At 68.7% G+C, this 24,430-nt stretch carries 17 protein-coding genes; 9 read left to right on the forward strand and 8 right to left on the reverse strand.

Going from position 1 to position 24,430, the window contains the following annotated elements; genetic code table 11:
• Positions 1-58 precede the first annotated feature (58 nt).
• Positions 59-544 (forward strand): GNAT family N-acetyltransferase, encoded by a 486-nt coding sequence (locus ncot_RS07190; RefSeq protein ID WP_240938119.1) that lies wholly within the window; start codon positions 59-61, stop codon positions 542-544.
• Positions 545-595: 51 nt separating this feature from the next.
• Here the strand turns inward: ncot_RS07190 and ncot_RS07195 are convergent, their stop codons facing one another.
• A complete protein-coding gene (locus ncot_RS07195) occupies positions 596-1,033 on the reverse strand; it encodes a hotdog fold thioesterase (RefSeq protein ID WP_168616991.1) in 438 nt (145 codons plus the stop codon).
• A gap of 70 nt (positions 1,034-1,103) precedes the next feature.
• Here ncot_RS07195 and polA point away from each other — a divergent pair, with 70 nt between their 5' ends.
• Entirely contained in the window at positions 1,104-3,806 is a 2,703-nt protein-coding gene (gene polA, locus ncot_RS07200; protein ID WP_168616992.1) for a DNA polymerase I, read from the forward strand.
• 16 nt (positions 3,807-3,822) lie between these two features.
• On the opposite strand, the gene ncot_RS07205 is transcribed toward polA, so the two are convergent.
• Positions 3,823-5,058: an oligosaccharide flippase family protein gene (locus ncot_RS07205; protein WP_240938120.1), complete on the reverse strand. Its 1,236-nt coding sequence runs from the start codon at positions 5,056-5,058 to the stop codon at positions 3,823-3,825.
• 108 nt (positions 5,059-5,166) lie between these two features.
• Here ncot_RS07205 and ncot_RS07210 point away from each other — a divergent pair, with 108 nt between their 5' ends.
• Together ncot_RS07210 and ncot_RS07215 are read left to right on the forward strand one after the other, a co-directional pair.
• The gene (locus ncot_RS07210) at positions 5,167-6,870 is read left to right on the forward strand and encodes a hypothetical protein (RefSeq protein ID WP_240938121.1); all 1,704 of its coding nucleotides are present in this window, start codon (positions 5,167-5,169) and stop codon (positions 6,868-6,870) included.
• 74 nt (positions 6,871-6,944) lie between these two features.
• The gene (locus ncot_RS07215) at positions 6,945-7,100 is read left to right on the forward strand and encodes a hypothetical protein (protein ID WP_168616995.1); all 156 of its coding nucleotides are present in this window, start codon (positions 6,945-6,947) and stop codon (positions 7,098-7,100) included.
• A 49-nt stretch (positions 7,101-7,149) separates the two neighbouring features.
• On the opposite strand, the gene ncot_RS07220 is transcribed toward ncot_RS07215, so the two are convergent.
• Positions 7,150-8,319: a glycosyltransferase family 4 protein gene (locus ncot_RS07220; RefSeq protein ID WP_168616996.1), complete on the reverse strand. Its 1,170-nt coding sequence runs from the start codon at positions 8,317-8,319 to the stop codon at positions 7,150-7,152.
• Between the two features lie 85 nt (positions 8,320-8,404).
• Here ncot_RS07220 and ncot_RS07225 point away from each other — a divergent pair, with 85 nt between their 5' ends.
• Both ncot_RS07225 and ncot_RS07230 read left to right on the forward strand, forming a co-directional pair.
• Complete coding sequence (locus ncot_RS07225) at positions 8,405-9,169, forward strand: class I SAM-dependent methyltransferase (RefSeq protein ID WP_168616997.1); 765 nt, start codon at positions 8,405-8,407, stop codon at positions 9,167-9,169.
• Positions 9,169-13,320 (forward strand): alpha-(1->3)-arabinofuranosyltransferase, encoded by a 4,152-nt coding sequence (locus ncot_RS07230; RefSeq protein WP_168616998.1) that lies wholly within the window; start codon positions 9,169-9,171, stop codon positions 13,318-13,320. The genes ncot_RS07225 and ncot_RS07230 overlap by 1 nt, the downstream gene beginning before the upstream one ends.
• On the opposite strand, the gene ncot_RS07235 is transcribed toward ncot_RS07230, so the two are convergent.
• Both ncot_RS07235 and ncot_RS07240 read right to left on the reverse strand, forming a co-directional pair.
• Positions 13,209-14,426, reverse strand: coding sequence for an acyltransferase (locus ncot_RS07235; protein ID WP_168616999.1), 1,218 nt, complete (start codon positions 14,424-14,426; stop codon positions 13,209-13,211). The genes ncot_RS07230 and ncot_RS07235 overlap by 112 nt on opposite strands.
• Positions 14,423-16,273, reverse strand: coding sequence for a hypothetical protein (locus ncot_RS07240; RefSeq protein ID WP_168617000.1), 1,851 nt, complete (start codon positions 16,271-16,273; stop codon positions 14,423-14,425). Before ncot_RS07240 ends, ncot_RS07235 begins: the two co-directional genes overlap by 4 nt.
• Before the next feature lie 184 nt (positions 16,274-16,457).
• Between ncot_RS07240 and ncot_RS07245 the strand changes: the two genes are divergently transcribed.
• Complete coding sequence (locus ncot_RS07245) at positions 16,458-17,357, forward strand: DUF3068 domain-containing protein (protein ID WP_168617001.1); 900 nt, start codon at positions 16,458-16,460, stop codon at positions 17,355-17,357.
• Between the two features lie 50 nt (positions 17,358-17,407).
• Here the strand turns inward: ncot_RS07245 and ncot_RS07250 are convergent, their stop codons facing one another.
• Both ncot_RS07250 and ncot_RS07255 read right to left on the reverse strand, forming a co-directional pair.
• Positions 17,408-18,214 carry a class I SAM-dependent methyltransferase gene (locus tag ncot_RS07250; protein ID WP_168619218.1) on the reverse strand — a complete coding sequence of 269 codons (807 nt, stop codon included), beginning with the start codon at positions 18,212-18,214 and terminating at the stop codon, positions 17,408-17,410.
• 95 nt (positions 18,215-18,309) lie between these two features.
• Positions 18,310-21,159, reverse strand: coding sequence for a binary toxin-like calcium binding domain-containing protein (locus ncot_RS07255; protein ID WP_168617002.1), 2,850 nt, complete (start codon positions 21,157-21,159; stop codon positions 18,310-18,312).
• Between the two features lie 383 nt (positions 21,160-21,542).
• Between ncot_RS07255 and rpsA the strand changes: the two genes are divergently transcribed.
• Positions 21,543-23,054, forward strand: a complete 1,512-nt coding sequence (gene rpsA / locus ncot_RS07260; protein WP_168617003.1) for a 30S ribosomal protein S1 — start codon at positions 21,543-21,545, stop codon at positions 23,052-23,054.
• Between the two features lie 123 nt (positions 23,055-23,177).
• Here rpsA and ncot_RS07265 read toward each other — a convergent pair whose 3' ends face one another.
• The gene (locus ncot_RS07265) at positions 23,178-23,339 is read right to left on the reverse strand and encodes a hypothetical protein (RefSeq protein ID WP_168617004.1); all 162 of its coding nucleotides are present in this window, start codon (positions 23,337-23,339) and stop codon (positions 23,178-23,180) included.
• Between the two features lie 93 nt (positions 23,340-23,432).
• Here ncot_RS07265 and ncot_RS07270 point away from each other — a divergent pair, with 93 nt between their 5' ends.
• Positions 23,433-24,386, forward strand: a complete 954-nt coding sequence (locus tag ncot_RS07270) for a helix-turn-helix domain-containing protein (RefSeq protein WP_206065196.1) — start codon at positions 23,433-23,435, stop codon at positions 24,384-24,386.
• The last annotated feature ends 44 nt before the right edge of the window (positions 24,387-24,430 follow it).

Here is a 24,430-nt window from a genome sequence, read left to right on the forward strand (position 1 = left end):
GCTGCGTGACGCCACGGTGGACGACTCCGCCGCACTTGCGGACCTCTGGTCCGAACTCATGAGGCGCCCGGTCTCCGGCACCCACACGGACGAGATGGCCCAGATCATCGAGAGCGCCGCCGCGAGCGACGAGGACCGCATCGTCGTGGCCGAGATCGACGGCGAGGTGGCGGGTGGCGTCTTCCTGCGTGTCTCCGTGCTCTCGCCGATCAACCTTGATCCGGTCGTCCAGGCGATCTCGCCGCACGTCGACCCCCGCTTCCGACGCCGTGGCATAGGGCGCGCGCTGATGGAGTGCGCCGTCCAGTACGCCGAGGAGCACGGCGTCGCCCACGTCGCGGGTGCCTCGTTGAGCAACTCCCGCGATGCCCACCGCTTCCTGGCCCGGATGGCGCTGGCGCCCCAGGCCGTGCTGCGGGTGGCCCCGACCCACGTCGTCCGCGCCAAGCTGACCGGACGTCGCCCCGCGAGCCGGGCTCGGCAGCCCCTCGGCCAGGTCCTGGCCCAGCGACGCTCGATGCGCCACCAACGCGAGAGCGTCTGACCCGGCCCCGGCGGTCCGTCCTGTCGTCGGGCGGGCCCGGGGGCCTCGGGCTCAGCCGCGATCGGCGGGGATCAGGGCGCAGGTGATGCGCGAGGTGCACACCCGCTTGCCACGCTCGTCGCTGATCACGATCTCCCAGGCACAGCTGGTGCGTCCCTTGTGGATCGCCGTGGCGACCCCGGTGACGATGCCGGACGTGGCCGCGCGGTGGTGGGTGGCGTTGATGTCGACACCGACCGCGATCTTGTCGGGGTGGGCGTGGATCGCCGAACCGATGGACCCGAGTGTCTCCGCCAGGACGACCGATGCACCTCCGTGGAGCAGGCCGTAGGGCTGGGTGTTGCCCTCCACCGGCATCGTGCCGACGATGCGGTCGCGGGTCACCTCGGTGATCGTGACCCCCATCTTGTCGTTGAGCCTGCCGTTGCCGTCAGGCATCTGGCCCAGCAGCTGTTCGATGTCGATGTTCTCGGTCGAGTCCTGGGTCATGGGGTCATTGTGCCCAACGCCGACAACGGCGGGGTCGGCGGATGTCGCAGGGGGTCGATAGAGTCGCGACGTGTCCGAGAATCCTGCTCAGAGCCCTGACCGTGCGCGTCTGCTTCTCCTCGACGGCCACTCCTTGGCCTATCGGGCCTTCTTCGCGCTGCCGGTGGAGAACTTTGCGACCGCGACCGGCCAACACACCAATGCCGTCTACGGCTTCACCTCGATGCTGGTCAACGTGCTGCGTGACGAGCGGCCCACCCACGTGGCGGTGGCGTTCGACAAGTCCCGTCAGACGTTCCGACTGGCCGAGTACTCGGAATACAAGGCCAAGCGCAACAAGACCCCCGACGAGTTCCGCAGCCAGCTCCCGCTGATCCAGCGCGTGCTCGACAGCCTGCGCATCGTGCACATGGAGCTCGACGGATTCGAGGCCGACGACATCATCGCCACCCTGACCACCCAGGGCGTGGCCGAGGGCATGGAGGTGCTGATCCTCACCGGAGACCGTGACTCGATCCAGCTGGTCACCGACGACTCGACCGTCCTCTACCCGATGCGCGGGGTCAGTGACCTCGCCAGGCTCACCCCGGCCTCCGTCGAGGAGAAGTACGGCGTCCCGCCGCACCGTTATCCCGAGCTGGCCGCGATCGTGGGTGAGACCTCCGACAACCTGCCCGGGGTCCCGGGCGTGGGCCCGGGCTTCGCGGCCAAGTGGATCAACACCTATGACGGTCTCGACAACGTGATCGCCCGAGCCGACGAGATCGGCGGCAAGAAGGGCGAGGCGTTGCGTGCGCACCTGGGCGACGTGATCCGCAACCGTCACCTCAACGCGCTGGTCTGTGACCTGACCCTGCCCGCGAGGCCGGGGGAGCTGGTCCGCCAGGAGTGGGACCGCACGACCGGTCTCGAGCTGCTCGACGAGCTCGAGTTCCGTGGCGAGCTGCGCACCCGGCTGATCGACACGATCGACCCCGACCGCGACGAGGAGATCTCCGAAGAAGGCTTCGACCTCGACGGCGAGCGACTCGCCCCCGGCACCGTGAGGGCGTGGCTCGACGAGCACGCCACCGAGCACGACCGCGTGGGTGTGGCGGTGCAGGGGTCGTGGCGAGCGGGCACCGGCGACGTCCTCTCGCTGGCCCTGGCCACCCCGGCCGGCAAGGCGGCGTGGGTGGACGTCACCGAGATCGACCCCGACGACGACGCCGCCCTGACGGCCTGGCTCGGCGACGACACCAGGGCCAAGGTGCTCCACGACGCGAAGGGCCCGATCCTGGCCCTGGTCGCTCGTGGCTGGGAGCTGCGTGGACTGGCCGTCGACACGGCTCTGGCGGCCTATCTCGTGCAGCCCGACCAACGCTCCTACGACCTGGCCGACCTGACCCTGCGCTACCTCAAGCGTGAGCTCCGCCAGGACACCGGTGACGCCGACCAGCTCACCCTCGACACGGGTGACCAAGGAGCCGGAGACGTCGCGATGCTCACCGCGCTGGCCATCCTCGACCTGGCCGACGCGCTCGACACCGCCGTCGAGGAGCACGGAGGGACCGCCCTGCTGGCCGAGGTCGAGCTGCCGCTGGTGAGCACCCTGGCCCGCATGGAGCAGACCGGCATCGCGGTCGACGTCGACCACCTCGAGGGGTTGCAGTCCGACTTCGGTGACCAGGTCCGTGCGGCGGCCGACGACGCCTACGAGGTGATCGGCAAGGAGATCAACCTCGGTTCACCGAAGCAGCTGCAGGTGGTGCTCTTCGACGAGCTCGACATGCCGAAGACCAAGCGCACCAAGACCGGGTACACGACGGACGCCGACGCCCTGCAGTCGCTCTACGAGAAGACCGAGCACCCGTTCCTGCAGCACCTGCTGCGTCACCGAGACGTGATCCGGTTGCGCCAGACCGTCGAGGGGCTGCTCAAGACGGTGGCGGGCGACGCCCGCATCCACACGACGTACAACCAGATCATTGCGGCCACCGGCCGGCTGTCCAGCACCGATCCCAACCTGCAGAACATCCCGATCCGCACCGAGGCCGGGCGTCGGATCCGCGAGGCATTCGTCGTCGGCGACGGCTTCGAGTCGTTGATGACCGCCGACTACAGCCAGATCGAGATGCGGATCATGGCGCACCTCTCCGAGGACGACCAGCTGATCGAGGCCTTCCGTTCGGGCCGTGACTTCCACTCGATCACCGCGGCGAAGGTGTTCGACCTCCCCGCCGATGACGTCGGGGTGGAGCAGCGCGCGAAGATCAAGGCGATGAACTATGGCCTCGCCTACGGTCTCTCGGCGTTCGGCCTGTCCCAGCAGCTGCGCATCGAGCCCGCCGAGGCCCGGGTCCTGATGGACGAGTACTTCGAGACCTTCGGTGGCATCCGTGACTACCTCGGCGGCGTCGTCGACGAGGCGCGCCGCAGCGGTTTCACCGAGACGATCATGGGTCGTCGCCGCTATCTGCCCGACCTCACCAGTGACAACCGCCAGCGTCGCGAGATGGCTGAGCGGATGGCGCTCAATGCGCCGATCCAGGGCTCCGCCGCCGACATCATCAAGGTGGCCATGCTCAACGTCGACCGGGCGATCGCCGAGGCCGGCCTCGCCTCACGCGTGCTGCTGCAGGTGCACGACGAGCTCGTCCTCGAGGTCGCCCAGGGTGAGAGCAAGGCCCTGGAAGAGCTGGTACGCCGAGAGATGGGGTCGGCTGCCGACCTCACCGTTCCGTTGGACGTGTCGGTCGGCACCGGCCGCAGCTGGCACGAGGCCGCTCACTGATCGTGCGGAGCCGGGATCAGTCCTTCTGCACGACCGGCTCGCGCACGAGATAGAGGCTCAGTGCGAACAGCACGACGAGCAGGGCGGCATCGATGGAGACCACCACCGCGAGGAGTCCCGCCAGGCTGGTGACCGTCATGCCGAGGAGCACCAGTGCGACCAGGGCCGCCCAGACCAGGTAGATCGAGCGTTGTCCCTGGCGGGCGAGGACCGAGTAGACGAGCAGCTGCAGCATCGACAACGCGGTGCCCAGGACGGCGAACAACCACAGCTGGTCCTGGATCTCTGAGTAGTCGTTGCCGCCGACGAAGACCATGGCCAGGCCCGAGAGGACCAGTGCACCGAGAATGGCGACAGCACCGAGTCCCGCCACCAGCGAGAGGCTTCGGGTCAGCGCTCGTCGTCGGTCACCGGCCGACGCCATCGCCGGGAACGCGAGCACGACCACGAACTGGGGGAGGAACAGCACGGCCTTGGTCAGGATGAGGCCGCCTGCGTAGAGCCCGGCGTCGTGGGAGTCGAGCACGTTGCGGGCGACCACGATGTCGACGTTGGACAACGCGAAGAAGGCGAAGAGTGCCTGCGAGTTGTGGAACGCCTCGCGGACCATCGGTCGTGCGGCGTGGTGGTCGCTGACCGCACCGGGGTGCCGGACGTGTCGCAGGGCGAACCAGCCGACGACGGCGGGTGCGAACTGCCCGACCACCACACCGATCATGGCGTTGAGCTCGGTGGGCTGCCACGCGATCAGCGCGACTCCGATGATCAGCTTGGGCACGCCGTTCGCGATGTAGATCATCGCCAGCGAGGACCACCGGCGCTCTCCCTGCAGGATGCCGGCCTGTCCGCCCATCACGGTCATCGGGACCGCCGCGACCGAGACCAGGGCCGCGACCACGAGGTTGTCCAGCCGCAGCACCCTGTCGATCACGGGTGTGAGCAGGAGCAGCAGGACGCCGATGGCCAGGGCCGCGCGGTAGCTCACGCGCAGGACCGTGTGCTCGATCTGGCCGACGTGGTCAGGTTCCGCGGAGATGCGTCGGGCGGCGGTGGCCTGCAGGCCGAGCTGGAGGACGCTGATGATCATCAGCAGGGCCATCACGCTGGCCAGCGCGCCGTAGGGCTGGGGGCCGAGGATCCGAGCCGCGAGCATGGTGAAGCCGTAGGTGGCCACGTTCATGATGCCCATCGCGACAGCGATGGAACTTCCACCCACGAGCCAGCGGGGCAGGCTGCGCTTGGTCTTCGACACGTGTTGCACCCTAAAGGGTGCGAGGCAATCGCGGTGAAACCACAAGCTCGTCGGGCCTCGCGCCAGACGGCGGCCCGGCGCGGGAACGACATCGCCTATGTTTGGCGCGTGTCGAACAGCGGCGGTTCCCGGGACCAGGTGGCGGCACTGCTGCCGTGGGCCTGGTCGCTGGTGCTGGCCGTCGTGGTCCTCGGGCCCGCTCTTGCCCCCGGCTACCTGCTTACCTACGACATGGTCTGGGTGCCGGACCTGGCGTTGCGACCCGACTTCGTGGGAACCGGTACGGCGCTCCCACGCGCCGTGCCCTCCGACGCGGTCGTGGCCGTGATCGACGAGGTCATCCCCGGCATGCTCCTGCAGAAGCTGGTCCTGCTCGGCAGCCTCACCGCTGCCGGCGCTGGAGCCGCGACTCTCGTCCCGGGGCCGGTGCTGGCGCGGTTGACCGTGTCCAGCCTCGTCGTCTGGAACCCCTTCGTGGTGGAACGTCTGGTGCTGGGTCATTGGCCGGTGCTGCTGGGCTACGCGGCGCTGCCGTGGCTGGTGTCTGCTGGCCGGCGAGCGCGGACCAACGGGCCGGGTGCGGCCATGTACCTGCTGGTTCCCCTGGGAAGCCTGAGCGCCGGCGCGGGCCTCGCGACCGCTCTCGTCGTGCTTGCCTTCGGTTGGTCCGGTCGGTCACGCCAGGATGCCAAGCTCCTCGCCATCCTGATCGCCGGCAATGCGCCCTGGCTCGTCTCAGGAGTCCTGCACGTGGGAGACGCGACGTCGGACGCGCGGGCTGCGGAGCTGTTCGCGCTCCACGGAGAGGGGCACCTGGCCGCGCCCCTGGCCGCGCTCGGTCTCGGCGGCATCTGGAACGCGGAAGTGGTCCCGACGACCCGCACGGGGTCCCTGGGCGTGGTGATGACCCTGGTTGTCGTGCTCCTCGCCGCTGCCGGGCTCCGACGGTGGCTCCGCCATGAAACCGGCCGGGACCGCACCGCCCAGGTGTGCCTCTGGATCCTGGGCTGGGGCTGGGCGGTGACCACCTGGGCTGCTCCGGGCCTCACAGGGTGGCTGGTCGCCCACGTCCCGGGTGGCGGACTCCTTCGTGACGGTTCACGGCTCCTCGTCCTGTGCCTGCCACTCTTCGTCGCACTGTCGGCCCACGGAGCCACGGCGATCCGCTGCTGGATCCACGATCGAGCAGCGGCCCTCGTGACCGCCGTCGGGCTCGTGCTGGTGCCCCTGGCGCTGATGCCCGACGCAGCCTGGGGGATGTCGGGGGAGCTTGGTGCCGTCGAGTACCCGGACGGGTACGAGGGGGCGCGGTCGGCCATGGAGGACCAGACGTCCGAGGTCGGCGTACGTGGTGATGTCGTCGTGCTCCCGTTCGCGGCGTACCGCGCGCCGGGCTGGAACGACGGTCACAAGGTGTTGGACCCGTTGCCGCGGTTCCTGGACGTGGACTACGTGAGCAACGACGAGCTCATGGTGGACGACGTGGTGATCCAGGGGGAGGACCCGCGGGTGCCGGAGGTCCAGCGTGCGCTGGGTCGCGCGACTCCCGACGCACGCGCGCGGGCGCTGGCCGACCTGGGAATCGGCTTCGTGGTGCGCGACGGCTCAGGCCCTGAGGCCGGTCCCGCGGTTGCCGGTCGGACCGTCGTCGATGACGACCCGGTGCAGGTCGTGGTCCTCGACGACGTGAGTCCTCGGAGAGCTCCGCGCGGGTGGTCGGTGGCCATGGGACTGGCGTGGGCGGGCTTCTGCGGGTCGGTCGTGTTTGGAGCCGTGGCCTGCGTGGTACGACGCAGGAAGAAGCGGCTGTGACTTCCGCAATTCGATGTGCCGGACTGACGAGTGCGCTGCTATCGTTTGCCCGGATAACCAGGGAGGGTTACTGAATGAATGGGATCATCGGCGGCATTGCCGCGCTCATCGTGGGAGGCGGACTCGCGTCTGCGACAGTCTTCGGTGTGGTTTCTTCGCAGACGGGCACCAGTGGTGACTCGCCGGCGAATGTCAACCAGCCTGTGATTCCCTACGGAAGCACCGACTGACCACAGTGCTCGCAGCAGCTGCTGCGCACACCCCCAGGGCCCCGACCGGTCACACGACCTCGTCGGGGTCCTGCTTGTTCATGTGCTCACCGGCCATCGCGCGGGTGAGGACCTGGGCGAACGAGCCGTGGGCGTGCTCCCACGTGAAACGACGGCTGACGTCCCGCGCCCCCTCGGCCAGGGCCTCGCGGATGCCGGAGTCGGCCAGCACGCGGCGAAGGGCGCTGACGAAGTCGTCCTCGTCGTCGACCAGCAGTCCGGAGACCCCGTCGACGATGGATTCGCGGGTGCCACCGGCCGAGGAGTACGCCACGCACGGCGTCCCGTGGCTCCCGGCCTCGCCGACGACCAGGCCCCATCCCTCCTTGAGGGAAGGCAGGGCCAGCACCCAGGACGATGCGTAGATCTCGTGCTTGCGGATCTCGGTCACGTGGCCCTCGAACGCGATCTCGTTGCCGTCGTGGACCGTGGCCGCATGGGCCCTCAGGTCATCGGCCCACCAGCCGTCGCCGACGATGACCAGTCGGAGCCCCGGAACCTCGTCGCGGAGGATCGCCCACGCGTCGATCGCGTGCTCGACCTGTTTGTGGGGCACCAGACGACCGACCACACACATGGTCGGCGACGCGGAGCGCTGTGCGTCCACGACAGGTGGGGGACTGGTGCCGTTGTGCACGACGGCGATGCGCTGGCCGTCGACGCCCAGCTCGATCAGCTCCTCGCGGGTGGCCTGCGAGACGGCGACGTACTGGCTGTGCCGGTAGAGCCTGGGGGCGAGGACTCGCTCGATCCACCACCCGACCTTCCCGAAGAGACCGGGATAGACCACGGGCCACTGCTCGCGGTGGACGTGGTGCACCAGCACGACGACGGTGCGACGCGTCACGAGGCGGCTGAAGAACGGCAAGCCGTTCTGCACGTCGACGACGACGTCGACGTGTCCGAATCGGCGCAGCGCGACTCCCAGCATGCCGCGCAGGTAGACGCTGAGCTTGGAGCCGCGGCGTACGTAGCGAATGCCGGCGCGCATCTCGTCGGGTGGCGCCTGGTCGTGTGCGGCACTGAAGATCGTCACCCGGGCGCCGCGCTCGACGAGGCCCTGGGCGATCTCCTCGAGATAGAGCTCCGCGCCACCACCCTCCGGGTTGGCGGTGTCCCGCCAGCTCAGGAAGACCACGTGTCGGCCGTCGAGACGATGCTCCGTCGTTGTGTGCTGCACCGGAGAACCCTACGTCGAGTGAGCACGGCGCACGGCATCTCGTCGATGTGCCGTTGCCGCCGGGGGCCTCGGGTAGGGTCTGCGCGTGCCACAGAATGACGTCGTCGCGACCAGGAGCCGCAAACCGTGGCGCGCCACGCTGCGACGCTCGTTCCGACTCCTCAACGAGTTCCGCTTCGAGCAACCTGACCCGGAGCGCTTCTACACCGCCATTGCCGAGGACTCGGTCGGCCAGCTCGCGACGTACGTCGACGCCGACGGTGGCCTCATGTTGGACGTGGGCGGCGGACCGGGCTACTTCCGTGACGCCTTCGAGGCTTCCGGGCTCACCTACTTCTCCCTCGATGCAGATGCTGGTGAGCTGGCCGGCATGGGTGGAGACATCGCCGAGCGCACGGTCCTGGGCAGCGGCATGCAGCTGCCGTTCCGTGACGCCTGCCTCGACGTGACCTACTCGTCGAACGTGCTGGAGCATGTTCCGCAGCCCTGGACGATGGCCGACGAGATGGTCCGGGTGACCAAGCCGGGTGGACTCGTGTTCATCAGCTACACGGTCTGGTTCGGGCCCTGGGGCGGGCACGAGACCTCGCCCTGGCACTACCTCGGTGGGGCGCGGGCGGCTCGCCGCTATCGACGCAAGCACGGCAAGCAGCCCAAGAACCTCTTCGGGACGTCCATGTTCCCGGTCACCGTCAAGGCGGGACTGGACTGGGCCGCGAACCAGTCCTCGGCGGAGGTGCTGGACGTCATCCCGCGCTACAACCCGTGGTGGAGCCACTGGCTGTTGAGAGTCCCGGTCCTGCGTGAATTCGTGACATGGAACCTGGTCATCGTCCTTCGGAAGCGGTGATGGTGAAGCAGGCCGGCGCCGCGGCGCCGGCGTACGACACAGCGTCCGAGACCAGGACCCGGTTGCGGCTGGCCGCCGGCTGCCTGCTGCTGATCGGGCTCGCCTTCATCCAGGCGCCCGGCCTCCAGGTGGCGGACACGAAGTTCGACCTCGTCGCGGACCCGGCCTCCTTCCTTGCCCGGGCAGCCCACCTGTGGGATCCCGACGGGGCCATGGGGCAGCTCCAGAACCAGGCCTACGGCTACTTCTGGCCGATGGGCCCCTTCTTCCTGCTCGGCGACCTCCTGGGACTCGACGGGTGGGTGGTCCAACGCCTGTGGATGGCCGTGGTGCTGTGCGTCGCCTTCGTCGGTGCTGCGCGCCTGGCGCGGGCCCTGGGCATCCGCTCGGACGCAGCGGCGATCATCGCAGCCTTCGCCTATGCGACCTCCCCCCGCATGCTGTCCACCATCGGTCCGATCTCGATCGAGGCGTGGCCGAGTGCCGTCGCACCCTGGGTGCTGGTGGCCCTGGTGATCGGCTCCCACCGCGGATCACCGCGACGGGCCGCTGCCCTGGCCGGACTGGGCGTCGCGATGGTGGGCGGTGTCAATGCCGCCGCCACCTTCGCGGTGATCCCACTGGGAGTCGTGTGGCTGTTGACGCGCACCGCGGGGCCGCGCAGGCGGTCGATGATGCTGTGGTGGCCGATCTTCACGCTTGTCGGCACGCTGTGGTGGCTGGTCCCGTTGTTCGTGATGGGCGCCTACAGCCCGCCCTTCCTGGGCTTCATCGAGAGCGCGTCGGTGACCACGTTCCCGACCACCGTGTTCGACGCGCTCCGGGGCACGTCGGACTGGGTCCCCTACGTGGACCCCTCGTGGCAGGGTGGCTACGAAGCCATCACCAGGAACTACGTGGCTCTCAACTCGGGGCTGGTCCTGCTGCTCGGGACGGTGGGCATCGCGATGCGTCGCAACCCGCACCGCCAGTTCCTCTTCCTGTCCATGGTGCTCGGACTCTTCATGGTGACCATGGGACACCAGGGAGCCGTTCAGGGCTGGTTCGCCGAGTCCGTCCGCGGCTCCCTTGACGGTGCGCTGGCGCCGATCCGCAACGTCCACAAGTTCGATCCCGTGGTGCGCCTGCCGATGATCCTCGGTCTGGCCTGGGCGCTGGAGGTGGTCAGCGCCGAGTCCGTGCGGCGGCGGATCGACCCGGGACTGCGTGGCTTCTCGTATGCGAGTCGTACCCCGGTGCTGGCGCTCGCGGTCATTGCCGTGCTCGGTGCCGCGATGCCGGCCCTGGCGGGCCGGCTTGCTCCGACTCCCGGGGTGGCGGCGACCCCGGGCTACTGGGCGCAGGCGGCTGCCTGGCTCGAGGAGCAGCCGGGCGACCACGTGGCACTGCTGGCGCCGGGCTCCTCGTTCGGTGAGTATCTCTGGGGGACGCCGAGGGACGAGCCGATGCAGTACCTGGGCACGTCGCGTTGGGCCGTGCGCAACGCGATCCCGTTGACACCGCCCGGGAACATCCGCATGCTCGACGCGATCGAGGAGCGCTTCAACGAAGGCGTCGGGTCGGAGGGGCTCAGCCGCTACCTGGCCCGCAGCGGCATTCGCTACGTCGTCGTTCGCAACGATCTCAGGCCCTCCGGTGACGTCCCGGACCCGGTGCTGGTCGCACGCGCCCTGAAGGACTCGCCCGGGATCGAGCTCGTCCAGGGACTCGGCCCGCGGGTCGGCGGGGAGCCCTACGTCGAGGCTGACAGTCGACGCGTGCTGGTGAACTCCGGGTGGGAGTCCGAGCGTTGGGCCATTGAGATCTACGAGGTCACGGAGCCGGTCGACGAGACGGTCGCCACCTCGCTGGTCCCCACAGTCGTGGGCGGCCCCGAGGACGTCCTCCGCCTGTTGGACCACCAGCTCGTCGGTGACGGGCCGACCGAGCTCGCTGCTGACCGTGCGGAGCAGCCGGAGAGCAACGGTTCCGGGGGCCCCGTGGTGCTGACCGACGGGATGGCGGACCGCGAACGATTCTTCGGTCGCGTGCACGACGGAGCGTCTGCGGTCCGCGGCCCCGGTGACGTACGCCGGTCGGGCAACCCGGTGCTCGACTACGAGCTTCCTGGCGGAGCGCGCTGGCGCACGACTGCCCGCCTCACGGGCGCCACCGGCATCTCGGCATCCAGCTCGATGTCGGACGCCGATGCAGCAGGTGGTGCGGAGCACGGGGCGCTGCCGTTCGCGGCTGTCGACGGGGACCCGGAGACGTCGTGGACGTCGGGTCGTGATGACTCCGACCCGGACTGGTGGCGGGTGGACCTGACTGAGCCCACTCGACTGGGGACCGTGGTGATCACCCCGGGGGCCTCGGTGCCCCAAGGGACCGAGCTGAGTGTGCGGACGGAGCAGGGAACGAGCACGGTGAGGGTGACCGGGCCGGAGCCCATCGAGGTTGCGGTCGGCGAGGGGACGACCTCGTGGTTGCGCGTGTCGGAGACCACCGCCTCCGGCTCGCGGCTGGAGCTCTCCGACGTGGCGTGGGACGGGCGTGACGTCCACCGGCAGCTGGTCACGCCGAGCATCCCGGCGCAGTGGGGGCCACCGGACGCTGTGCTGCTGAGCGCCCTGCGTGACCGGAGGACCGGGTGTGTCGTCATCGAGGGGCGAGTGCCCTGCACGCGCGACCAGGTGGGCTCCTCCGAGGAGCTCGGCAGCATGGAGCGTGTGGTCACCAGCCCCGATGCCAGGAGCTACACGAGCACGCTCACGGCGGTGCCTCGCGCCGGCGCGGCGCTGAATGCGCTGATCCAGCAACGCAATGTGGTGGCGGTGACCGGTTCCACCACGGGGGTCCCGGATGCCCGCGCCTCCGGGATCGCGGCGTTCGACGGTGACCTCGGCACCACCTGGGTGGCCGACGTCGACGACCTGCGTCCGACGCTGTCCGTGAACCTCGCCCGCGGGCGAACGCTGCGGGGGATCACGGTCGCCGTGGCCTCTGCGGCACCGGTCAGGCGCCCGACATCCGTGACACTGGTCTGGCCGGGCGGCCGTCAGGAGCTCGAGCTCGACGAGGACGGCCACGCCGACTTCGCGCCGATCCGGACCCGGGAGGTGCAGATCCGCGTGACGGACACGGTTGACGCGATCTCGATCGATCGTGCGGGGCTCGGTTCCGCGCTCCCGGTCGGCGTCAGCGAGCTGCGGCTCGACGGTGTCGCGGCCGGTGCGGCCCAGCCATCGAGGACGGTCGAGTCGTTCGACTGTGGCAGCGGGCCTACCCTGGCCGTGAACGGCTCGCTGCGGACGACCAGGCTCGTCGCCTCCCCGGCCCAGCTCTTCTCGATGCAACCGGTCGAGGTGGCGCCCTGCGGCGTGGGCAGGGCACGCGACCTGGACCTGGTCGCGGGCGAGAACGTCGTCACGGTCGCGGGAACCGATGCCCTGGCCCCGGACGCCTTGGTCCTGCGCTCCGCCGGGTCGAGCGTCGGCGCCGCCGAGCCCGCTGCTGCCGATGCAGTGACGTCGCCCGATTCGGCGACCTTCCTCCCGGACTCCGGCAGCAGCGTGCTCGCGTGGCGGCAGAACGTCAACGACGGGTGGCGGGCCTGGCAGGGGGACGAGGAGCTGGAGCCCGTGGTCGTGGACGGCTGGCAACAGGGATGGCGCCTCGACGGCGACCATGCGGTGGATGCCATCTTTGCCCCCGACTCGTCCTATCGCATCGGCCTTGGCATCGGGGCCGGGCTGTTGCTCTGCCTCGTCGTGGGACTGGTCGTGTTGAGGCGGCGACCGACGTCGCTCCTGCCCACGATCGAGCCGCGTGACGTGTCGCCCCACCTGCTCGCCCTGATCGGCCTGCTGGGTGGCGGCTTGCTGGGCGGTTGGGGCGGTCTGGCCGCGGCAGTGATCGGTGCGGTGCTCGCCCTTGCCCTGCGTCGTCACGATGCCCTGGCCTGGATGATCGGTGTCCTGCCGGCGTTGGCCGCGGGGGCCTACTACGTGCGTCCCTGGGGTTCTGGGTCAGGGTGGGCCGGTGACTGGTCCTGGCCCCACTACTTGGTCCTCATGGCCGTGGGTGCGCTCTCGGTCGTCGCCGGATCGACGATGCGCTTGGCCCTGCCGAGGTCCTTCAGCCGCATGAAGGGCATCTCGACGAAGCGGTAGAGCACCTCGGAGGCCGCCAGCGACAGGACCAGCGTCAGCAGGAAGATCTGCAGCAGGTGCCCGGCGAAGAGGTCATGACCGGTCAACCACATCACCAGGTGCAGCACCGGGAGATGGATGCAGAAGAGGCTGTAGGAGATGTGGCCGAGGTGGCGGGGGAGCGGATGACTCATCGCCCGTGCCCAACGATTGTCGGCGGTGAACACGCCGCTGAAGACCACGGCGCCGCCGATGCCGGCGTACAGCAGGTTCTTGGTGAGCGACTGGATCTCCGTCGGCGCGGTCAGCAAGGTGGGGCCGGCGAGGGGGCTCGTCGCGACCAGCAGCAGGCCGGCCGCGACGAGCCAGAGCGAGCCGGGCGTCGACGCCGCGGCCTCGAGCCTGGCGACGGTGTGGCGATCCAGGCGGCCCAGCGCGTGGAGCACCTGCAGGAGCCCGAGCCCGATGCCGATGGAGAACCAGATCAGGAAGGCCGGAAGCCACTCGTGGACTGCGCGGTGCTCGACCCCGGGGACCTGGGTGGACAGGCCGAGGTGCCACAGGACGGCGATGATGCACAGGACCGACAGGGTCACCAGCACCCGCGCCGGGCGGAGCTGCCGACCGATCGCCAGCCACATCACCAGGGGGAGGACGAGGTAGAAGGAGAGCTCGGTGGCCAGGCTCCACATCTGGGTGAGCCCCGCGGGCATCGACGGATGGACGTAGATGTCGGTGAGCGAGAGGGTCGTGAGCCATCCGAGGAGGTCGTGGCCGCGATTCTCCCGGATCAGGGCGAGGGCGATCACCGCGGTGACCAGGTAGACCGGCATGATCCGCAGCAGGCGCTTGACGTAGTAGCGGCCGAGCTCCGGAGCGGCGGCCCCTCGCGCGGCACGGAGGAACCACGGCCTCGACAGGAGGAAACCCGAGAGGACGAAGAAGATCGCGACACCGACGTCCATACGAGCCAGGGCGCGGCCCGCGACGCCGTGCTCGGTGTAGGCGCCCGCCCAGAAGGCGGTGTGCGTGGTCAGGACGGCGAGCGCTCCCACCGCACGCAAGGTGTCCAGCACCGGGAACGTCGTGCGCTCTGCGGCCCTTGCGCGCATCTCCTCGGTCGTCACAGTGGTCCTCCTGGCACAGGAGTGCCCACCTCGATGGTGTCCACGCACACTCCCGCGTCGTCCTCGAGCCCGCTGATGCGGACCTCGTCGAATGATCCTCGCACCTTCACGTAGAGACTTCCCAGTCCCTTGTTGAGGCTGCCTTGCACGGTGCTGTCCCCGGCCTCGACCGTGACGCCACTCGCTCCGGAGGCGACGTAGGCGATCCGCAGCCACCACTGGTAGTCGTAGGTCGAACCACCCAGCGGGATCACCGCAGTGGAAGGGCCGGTGGTGCCCGACATCGCCCAACCACATCCCTCAACGGGACCCTCGTCCGTGGTGATGCCTGTCTTGATCAGCGCTCTGCGCAGGTGGCCGCCGTCGTCCACCACGACGAGCTGATCGGTGGCTTGCGGGAATCGAAAGGCGTCGGACACGAGCGGCAGGAACCGTCGGGTCGAGTTGTAGGGGAACGAGAACCCCGGGATGACGGTGGTCGGCACGACCTGACCCGCCATGTCCAGCGTCCGGCCGGCGGGTAGGTCGTCCTCGATGGTCTCGACATAGGCCGCGCCCGGGTTGTCGTGGTGCCAGGTGTGCACGTAGGTGATGGTGTTCCACACGCCGGAGCCGATCACCGCCAGCGTCAACGTCGGTGCCACCCACCCGGGGATGCGGATCCGCGGAGGAGTGGCACGTGCGTGGCTGGACTCGCGCGCGCCCCGCAGCTCCAGCGTGGCCAGGCCCAGCGTCAGCACGACGACAGGGAGGACGTCGGTCAGGTAGCGGAGGTCGGTCCCGATCGAACCACCCGCCACGCGTGCCCGGCTGGTGAGCAGCAGCAGGTAGGCCAGCACCGCATAGCCCGCGAGGAGCAGGACCGCTCGTCCGGTGCGTCGGCGCAGGAGGAACAGCACGGCCACGGTGCCCAGCACCGTGAGCCACGCGAGGGCCACCACCCACTCGGGCGGGTCGGCGTACCCCACGGGTGGGTTGGAGTTGAGCCAGCGCCACGGGCCTCCGGTCATCCCTGTGACCAGTGAAGAGCCGAGCATGGTGCCTGCGAGGTCGTCGGCCACCGACACGGCGCTGTGCTGCATCTGGTCAGAGTCGGTGAAGACCTGTGGCACGGCGGTGACGTAGTAGAGGGCGAAGGAACCGGTCGCGACGGACAGCACCACGCCCGCTGGCCAGTAGCGGCGTACACAGTCGCGCAGCCGGTGCCACGGGCCGCCCGAGCTGAACCAGCCGAGCATCACGAGGGCCAGCACCGGGAGGATGAGCAACGTCTTGACGTAGCTGGCGAGGCCGAGCACGACGACGAGCGTCGTCGCTGCCAACCACCACCGCGATGACGTGCGCAGGTAGCCGACCCAGGCCGTGACGCCGAGGAAGAAGACCAGCTGCCACGGCACCTGGTTGATCGCGGCAGCCCACCACATGAAGGACGGCAGGGTGACCACGCTGGACAGGTAGATGCCCAACGGTGCGAGGATCCCCCAGCGTGGGCCGAACAGGGAGACCAGCATCCCGAGGCAGGCGAGGGAGGCCGCGGCCTGGAGCAATAGCGTGAAGGTGGCCGCGAGCGGCCAGCTCAGGTGGCCGTTGTAGGCCACGATCCAGGCAAGGAAGCGGCCCAAGGGCATGAACTGGCTGTCGAACGGTGTGATGAGGTAGGACCCGTCGAGCCGGTGATGGCCCGCGTCCCACAGCAGGCGGTAGTCGTCGGTGTAGAAGAAGCTGCCCTGCAGCGCCCATCCGCGGATCAACGCCTGCACCACCACCATCGCCGCGCCCACGATGACCACGGGGTGCTGGAGAGCTGCGAGCCGACCCGGTCGGCGCTCGGATGCGCTGGAAGTCACGCAGGGACTCTCTCACGCTGCTGAGTCAGTTCCGGTCCGTATCGCCGATCTGTCGGCGCGGTTCGGTCGTCATCCGACGGATCGGACGACAACGATGGCATCGCGAATGTGATCTTGATGCGTGGTCACCCGTTTTCACTGCTAACCTGCACCGAATTCGTCTGGGTTCCTGGGAGGGAAAACCGTGCAGAAGATCATCATTTGGGTCCTCATCGGACTGGGAGCGTTCCTGCTCGTCGCGGCGCTGATCGCGTCGCTGTGGGCGCCGGGCGTCGTCAAGAAGACGCCCATCGACACAGACAGCACCACGCATCTCAGCGGAACGGCGGCGAAGCTCAACCCGGGGACCGGCAAGGTCGAGGACCTGCAGGTGAAGGCCACCAGCTTCACCAAGGCAGACTCGGACGCGTCGGACGATGACGTCGTGGTGTTCACCAACGTCACGTGCCTTGTCGTGGACGGGCCCGACGTTCCGGACTGCATCGAGGACAAGAACGACCCGAACCTGATCAACATCCCGGAGCCGGATGCCTTCGCCACTGACCGCTATGACGCCGGAGCCGTCGAGAACGGCACGTACGTCCCGGAGGGCACCGAGCAGAAGGAGGGCTTGGTCAACAAGTTCCCCTTCGACACCGAGAAGAAGAGCTATGACTACTGGGACGGCATGATCGGCGAGCCGGTGAAGGTCGACTTCAAGGGCACGCACGACATCGAGGGTGTCGAGACCTACGAGTTCAACTACAACGTCTCCGACGTCGATGCTGAGGTCGTCGACGGGATCGACGGCAAGTACAGCATGGACAAGACCATGTGGATCGAGCCGAGGACTGGAGCGATCGTCAAGCAGGAGCAGCACGAGGTGCGCACGCTCGAGAACGGTGACCCGCTGCTGGACCTGAACCTGGCGTTCACCGACGACCAGGTCAAGACGAATGCCGAGGATGCCGAGGAGAACGTCTCGAGCCTGGAGCTGATCACCAGCACGGTGCCGCTGGTCGGCTTCATCGTCGGCCCGATCCTGTTGATCGTCGGCGGCGGGCTGCTGCTGCTCAGCAGGACCAAGGGGCGTCGTTCAGCCTGATCGGCCAATGATTCCGCGGTGTCCCACCTGAGCTGGTGGGACACCGCGATTCATTTGTCCTGTCTCGGCACCAGCTCGGCCACGAAGATCGCGGTTCCGGGCGTGATCAGCCCCCGCGTTCGTGACCAGCCACCCCAGACCCGGTCGTGGTCCTCGGGCCACTCCGGCTCCGCGATGTCGTGGAGCACGAACCCGTGCGTGGCCAGCAGCCGCACCCAGTCGCCGATGGTCCTGTGGTGCTCGACGTAGTTGACCATCCCGGTGGCGTCGTCGACCTCGACGTACGGCGTCCGGTCCCAGTAGGACTGGTTGGCGACCAGGCCCGCCTCGCTGGGATCGTCCTGGAACATCCAGCGGGTCGGATGGGTGACGGAGAACGCGAAGCGACCGCCGCAGCGCAGCACTCGGGCGGTCTCGCGCACGGCCCGGGCCGCGTCGGCGACGAACTGAAGCGCGCCGAAGGAGCAGAAGACGATGTCGAAGGAGTCGCTGCGGAACGGCACCTGGGTCGCGGTCGCGCACACGGAGGGCACCGGGACGCCGGTCTCGCCGTCGATGCGCCTGGCGTGCTGCAGCTGACGCATCGACAGGTCCAGCCCGATCGCGCGGCCGCCCTGGCTGTTGACCCAGCGGGAACACTGCCCAGCGCCCGATCCGAGCTCGAGGACGTCCTTGTCGCGAACGTCGCCGAGCAGCTGCAGGTCCGACTCCGACTGGCCCTCGGGGCCCCACACGAAACCCGCGTCGCCGAGGAAGGCGCCGTGCGTGGACTGGTACTCGTCGGCGTAGCGGTCCCAATCTGCTCGATTGGCACGACGGGAGTCATCCTCGCCCACCGGGACCCGCAGGGCACGCATGCTGCTCACCCCAGAACAGTAGATGACGAAGGGGCGCCGGGATCGACCCGGCGCCCCTTCGGACCGTTCAACGATGCTGCGCGGTCAGTGGCCGATCACAGCTTCGGGTTACTCGGACCGGACCGAGCGTCGCTCGGGTCGGCCTTCTTCTTGACCTCCTTGCCGTCCGAGACCCGACCGAAGTCGGTGTCCCAGTTGACGGGGTCGGACTTGTGGCGGTCGTGGCGCTTGTTCTTCGAACCGGTGCGCTCCTGGTTGTCCCTCAGACCGTCCTTGTCCGTGTCCTTCTTGGTCGGGTCACTCTTGACCTTGCCGATGCGGTAGCCCTTGATCGGCTCGCCTCGCTTGGAGGTGACCACCCGCTGCTTGATCTTGTAGCCCTTGACCTCCTTGCCGTCGTTGATGCCGTCGGCGTCGGTGTCCTTCTTGAGCGGGTTGGTCTGCACCTTGCCGATCCGCTTCGTCCTGCCCTGCATGCGGACCTTCTGCTTGATCTTGATGCCCTTGACCTCGGCTCCGTCCTTCAACTTGTCGTTGTCGGTGTCGGCGTCGTTCGGGTCGGTCGCGTGGCTCGCCTCGACGTTGTCGGCCAGGCCGTCGTTGTCGGTGTCGGCCTCGGTCGGGTCGGTGGGCATGCCGTCGAAGGCATTCTCCGTCCCGGCAACTTCGGCGCCGTCCGTGATGGTGTCGCCATCGGTGTCCGGGTCCAGCGGGTCGGTGCCGTGGTTGTTGACCTCGGCGCCGTCCTCGAGGCCGTCGCCGTCCGTGTCGGCGTTGTTGGGGTCGGTGCCGTTGGCAACCTCACCGGCATCCGTCAGGCCGTCGTTGTCGGTGTCCGGCAGCAGCGGATCGGTCGGCTCGCCGTCGTACGGGTTGCCGTCGCCGGAGACCTCGTCACCGTCGTTGATGGTGTCACCGTCGGTGTCGGCGAGCTCCGGGTCAGTGCCCAGCTCTTCTTCCTTGGGATCGGTGAGGCCGTCGCCGTCGGTGTCGGCCAGGTCGTCGGTGCCGTCGAGCGGGTCGGTGCCGTCGGTGTTGACCTCGTCGCCGTCCGTGCGTCCGCCGTCGTCGGTGTCGGTGTCGTTGGGGTCGGTGGCGTTGGTGTTCTCCTCGGCGTCGGTCAGGCCGTCGCCGTCGGTGTCGGCCTCGAGCGGGTTGGTCGGAGCGCCGTCGTAGGCGTTGCCGTCGCCGGAGACCTCGTCACCGTCGTTGATGGTGTCACCGTCGGTGTCGGGGTCGAGCGGGTCGGTGCCGGCGTCTGCTTCCTCGCCGTTGGTGAGGCCGTCGCCGTCGGGGTCGGCGGTGAGGTCGTCATCGCCGTCGAGGGGGTTGGTGCCGTCGGTGTTGACCTCGGTGCCGTCGTTGACGCCGCCGTCGTCGGTGTCGGTGTCGTTGGGGTCGGTGGCGTTGGTGTTCTCCTCGGCGTCGGTCAGGCCGTCGCCGTCGGTGTCGGCCTCGAGCGGGTTCGTCGGATCGCCGGCGTAGGCGTTGCCGTCGCCGGAGACCTCGTCACCGTCGTTGATGGTGTCACCGTCGGTGTCGGGGTCGAGCGGGTCGGTGCCGGCGTCTGCTTCCTCGCCGTTGGTGAGGCCGTCGCCGTCGGGGTCGGCGGTGAGGTCGTCATCGCCGTCGAGGGGGTTGGTGCCGTCGGTGTTGACCTCGGTGCCGTCGTTGACGCCGCCGTCGTCGGTGTCGGTGTCGTTGGGGTCGGTGGCGTTGGTGTTCTCCTCGGCGTCGGTCAGGCCGTCGCCGTCGGTGTCGGCCTCGAGCGGGTTCGTCGGATCGCCGTCGTAGGCGTTGCCGTTGCCGGAGACCTCGTCACCGTCGTTGATGGTGTCACCGTCGGTGTCGGGGTCGAGCGGGTCGGTGCCGGCGTCTGCTTCCTCGCCGTTGGTGAGGCCGTCGCCGTCGGGGTCCGCGTTCGGGTCGACCGGGCACTCGACCCCGCCGGAGGGCGCGGTCGCCGTCACGTGCAGCGGTACCAGGCTCAGGTCGACGTCGGCGACAGGCGGCGTCAACGGTGTCGACAGCACCTCGAGCTGGATCCGGAGCAGGGACTGGAGGTCAGCCTCACCGGTGGCCCCGTCCGAGTCGTCGGTTGGCGAGAAGCCGGTGATGTGAAGGTCGACCAGCGGCAGGAGCGGAAGCGGGACGTCAACGGCCTGGCCGTTGAGCGGAATCGGGATGTCGGTGCTGCCGACGTGGACGACGATCGTCGGGGGGTCCTGGAAGCCGGCGGTCCCGGTCGTGCCGTCGGAGTCCGCGGTGACCGTCACCGGTGACGTGACCTCGACCTGGACCTGGCCGCCGAGCAGCTGGATGTCGCCGACCGTCGCCTGGACGGTCGAGACCACGTCGGAGGCGCCGTCGGCGTCGTCGTCGACGAGTGCGGTGGTCGACTGGACGCTCGAGGCCCCGACCTCCACCAGGTTGCCGAGTCCCGAGACGCCGAGCACCGTCAGCCCGGCGAGGTCGGTCTTGGCGTCGGAGAGCACCCGCTGACCATCAGCCTCGGGGATGCAGGTGTCGGCGTCGACGTAGCTCGCCTCGGTGTCTCCGGTGATGACGCCGAGGCTCGCGACCGGAGCAAGGTTGAGCGGGATGAGCGGGGCGGCTGCAGGGTCGGACGACGGCGGCGCCGTGCTGGTCTGGGCGTCGACCGTGATCGGGAAGCCCGCAACTGCGAGCTCCGCGTTCTTGGACACGGCTGTCGCGTTGTCGCTCGCGGCGGTGCTGTCGACCGTCGCCTGGGCGTGGCCGACGGTCAGGCCGGCAAGGTCGCCGTCGAGCAGCTTCGCCGAGAGGGTGGCCACGTCGGCGTGCGCGTCGGCGGTGTAGGGCGCGGGCAGCGGGTCAGCATGAGCTGCTGGCTGCACCGCCAAGAGGGAGTAGAGCGATGCCGTCGACAGCGAGACGATCGCTGCGACGTGTGGACGGATGCGCATGAGTGGACTCCTGGGACCCTGAGAGTGGAGGGGGAGTGAGTGAACGGAAACTTGAGGTCTCCATCCCGTCTCCCGGATGGTAGGAGCGTCGGGGCCGTCCTGTACCCAGAATTGGTGAATTGGTGGAGTTCTCCGGCGGTGGTGCTGCCCAGGCGATGTCGCGGTCGGGGGAGCCCGGTTGGACGTGGCCACCCGCGGGCACGTAATCTTTAGGTTGCGCCTCAAGTCTGCCTGCGTCCCGGACGGAGTGGACCTTGGCTCGCTATCAGGCCGACGGGCCGCCCGGAATGTGCAGGGTGGCCGTGGGCCGTGCTTGATCGGTAGTGAAGACGGACCTGTCGCGTGCCCGCACGACCCCATCCATCCAAGGAATCACTTCCCTTATGACGAGCACCATCTCCACTCTTCCCGACAGTTTCGATCCCGCTGGGGACGCGCCCCAGGTTGCGGTCAACGACATCGGTTCCGAAGAGGACTTCCTCGCGGCCATCGACGCGACCATCAAGTACTTCAACGACGGAGACATCGTCGCCGGCACCATCGTCAAGGTGGACCGCGACGAGGTCCTGCTCGACATCGGCTACAAGACCGAGGGTGTCATTCCCTCCCGTGAGCTTTCCATCAAGCACGATGTCGACCCGTCCGAGGTCGTCGCCGTCGGCGATGAGGTCGAGGCCCTGGTCCTCCAGAAGGAGGACAAGGAAGGCCGCCTGATCCTGTCCAAGAAGCGCGCCCAGTACGAACGTGCCTGGGGCACCATCGAGCAGGTCAAGGAAGAGGACGGCGTCGTCGAAGGCACCGTCATCGAGGTCGTCAAGGGTGGACTCATCCTCGACATCGGCCTGCGCGGCTTCCTGCCCGCCTCGCTCGTCGAGATGCGTCGCGTCCGCGACCTGCAGCCCTATGTCGGCCAGACCCTCGAGGCCAAGATCATCGAGCTCGACAAGAACCGCAACAACGTGGTCCTGTCGCGTCGTGCGTGGCTCGAGCAGACCCAGTCCGAGGTGCGCCAGGGCTTCCTGACGCAGCTGCAGAAGGGTCAGATCCGCAAGGGCGTCGTCTCCTCGATCGTCAACTTCGGTGCGTTCGTGGACCTCGGCGGCGTCGATGGACTGGTCCACGTGTCCGAGCTGTCCTGGAAGCACATCGACCACCCGTCCGAGGTCGTCACCGTGGGCGACGAGGTCACCGTCGAGGTGCTCGACGTGGACATGGACCGCGAGCGCGTCTCCCTGTCGCTCAAGGCCACGCAGGAAGACCCGTGGCAGCACTTCGCCCGGACCCACCAGATCGGCCAGATCGTGCCCGGCAAGGTCACCAAGCTGGTTCCGTTCGGTTCCTTCGTCCGCGTCGAAGAGGGCATCGAGGGCCTGGTCCACATCTCCGAGCTGGCCGAGCGCCACGTGGAGATCCCCGAGCAGGTCGTCCAGGTCAACGACGACGTCATGGTCAAGATCATCGACATCGACCTCGAGCGTCGCCGCATCTCGCTGTCCCTCAAGCAGGCCAACGAGACCGCGACGGCCTCCGAGGCCGAAGAGTTCGACCCGACGCTCTACGGCATGGAAGCCACCTACGACGAGCAGGGCAACTACATCTACCCCGAGGGCTTCGACCCGGAGACGGGCGAGTGGCTCGACGGCTTCGACGAGCAGCGCGCGAAGTGGGAAGAGCAGTACGCCAAGGCTCACGCCCGCTGGGAGGCCCACGTCAAGCAGCAGGCCGACGCCAAGGTCGCCGAGGCCGAGGCTGGCGAGGCCACGTCGTACTCCTCCGGCGGCACCGAGACGTCCTCATCGTCCGCTGCCCCCGAGGCGGCCGAGACTGGCGGCTCGCTGGCTTCCGACGAGGCGCTCCAGGCGCTTCGCGAGAAGCTCACCGGCGGCGGTGCCTGAGCACCACGCATCAGCTCAGGCGCTGAGCGCCTGAGTGCAGGACACGCCCGACGGGCCCGGACACCAGCTGGTGTCCGGGCCCGTCGGCCGTTGTGGGTGGACCTGGAGCGTCGGCCCCGTTGCTCAGGACAGAAAGGCGTGACGCTCGAAGGCATCGGCGTGGTGGCTGCGGGGCGGGTTCCTCGGGGCCCGGTGGCCGAACCCGTCATTGTGGATGAGTGCCGCCAGGTAGGCGAGGTATCCGAGTGTGGCCAGGGCCAGGATGAGTGCGAAGGTGATGTTCATGGCAGATATTCTTCTCCGTGAAAGATCCTGCCACGAGTGGCAGTGATGCCATGTTTGCTTGATTTCCTGCCACTTGGGGTGCACAGTGGATGCGTGCACAAGGTTGTCGTGGTCGTCCAGGAAGGTGCCGAGCCGTTCGGTCTCGGCGCGATGTGCGAGGTGTGGGCTGAGCCCTACCATCCCGAGGACGACAATCCTGTCTTCGACTTCCACGTCGTCACCCCGCGCCCGGGCCGGGTGTCGGGAGCCTCGGGGTTCGACCTCCACGTCGACGAGGGCCTCGAGGTGGCCGAGGACGCGGACCTCATCTGTGTCGCCCCTCGACGAGACTTCCTGGCGCCGTCGCCCGAGGTGGCCGACCTGATCAGTCGGGCCCACGCCCGCGGCGCCTTCATCTTCGCGCACTGCACCGCCGCGTTCGTGCTGGGTGAGGCGGGTCTGCTCGACGGAAGGCGGTGCACGACTCACTGGCGTCACGTCCCCGAGCTGGTCGCGAAGTTCCCCGAGGCTGATGTCGACCCGGACGTGCTCTACGTCCAGGACGGGAACATCGTCACCGGGGCAGGGTCAGCGGCTGGCCTCGACGCTGCGCTGCACCTGATGCGCCAGCAGTTCGGAGCCAAGGTGGCGGCCAGTGCTGCCCGCCGCATGGTGGTCCCGCCGCACCGTGACGGCGGACAGGCGCAGTTCATCGCCCGGGCCGTGCCGGACTGTGCTGCCGAGACGCTGGGGCCACTGCTGACCTGGATCCTGGAGAACCTGGCCGAGGACCTGGGAGTCGAGGCGTTGGCCAGGCACAGTCACATGTCTCCGCGCACCTTCGCGCGCCGCTTCCGCGACGAGACCGGCACGACCCCACACGCGTGGGTGACCGCGCAGCGCGTGGTCGCGGCCGAGGAGCTGCTCGAGCAGACCGACCACCCCGTCGACTGGATCGCGGCCGAGGTGGGCTTCGGGAACGCCGCCACGCTGCGCCACCACTTCATCCGCTCGCGCGGAGTCAATCCACAGCAGTACCGACGGGTCTTCAACTCGGCGACCGCTTGAGGCCAGCGGCCAGGTCGAGACGGTGGACCTTGCCGGTCAGGGTG

It is taken from the genome of Nocardioides sp. JQ2195 (assembly GCF_012272695.1).
Taxonomy (GTDB): Bacteria; Actinomycetota; Actinomycetes; order Propionibacteriales; family Nocardioidaceae; genus Nocardioides.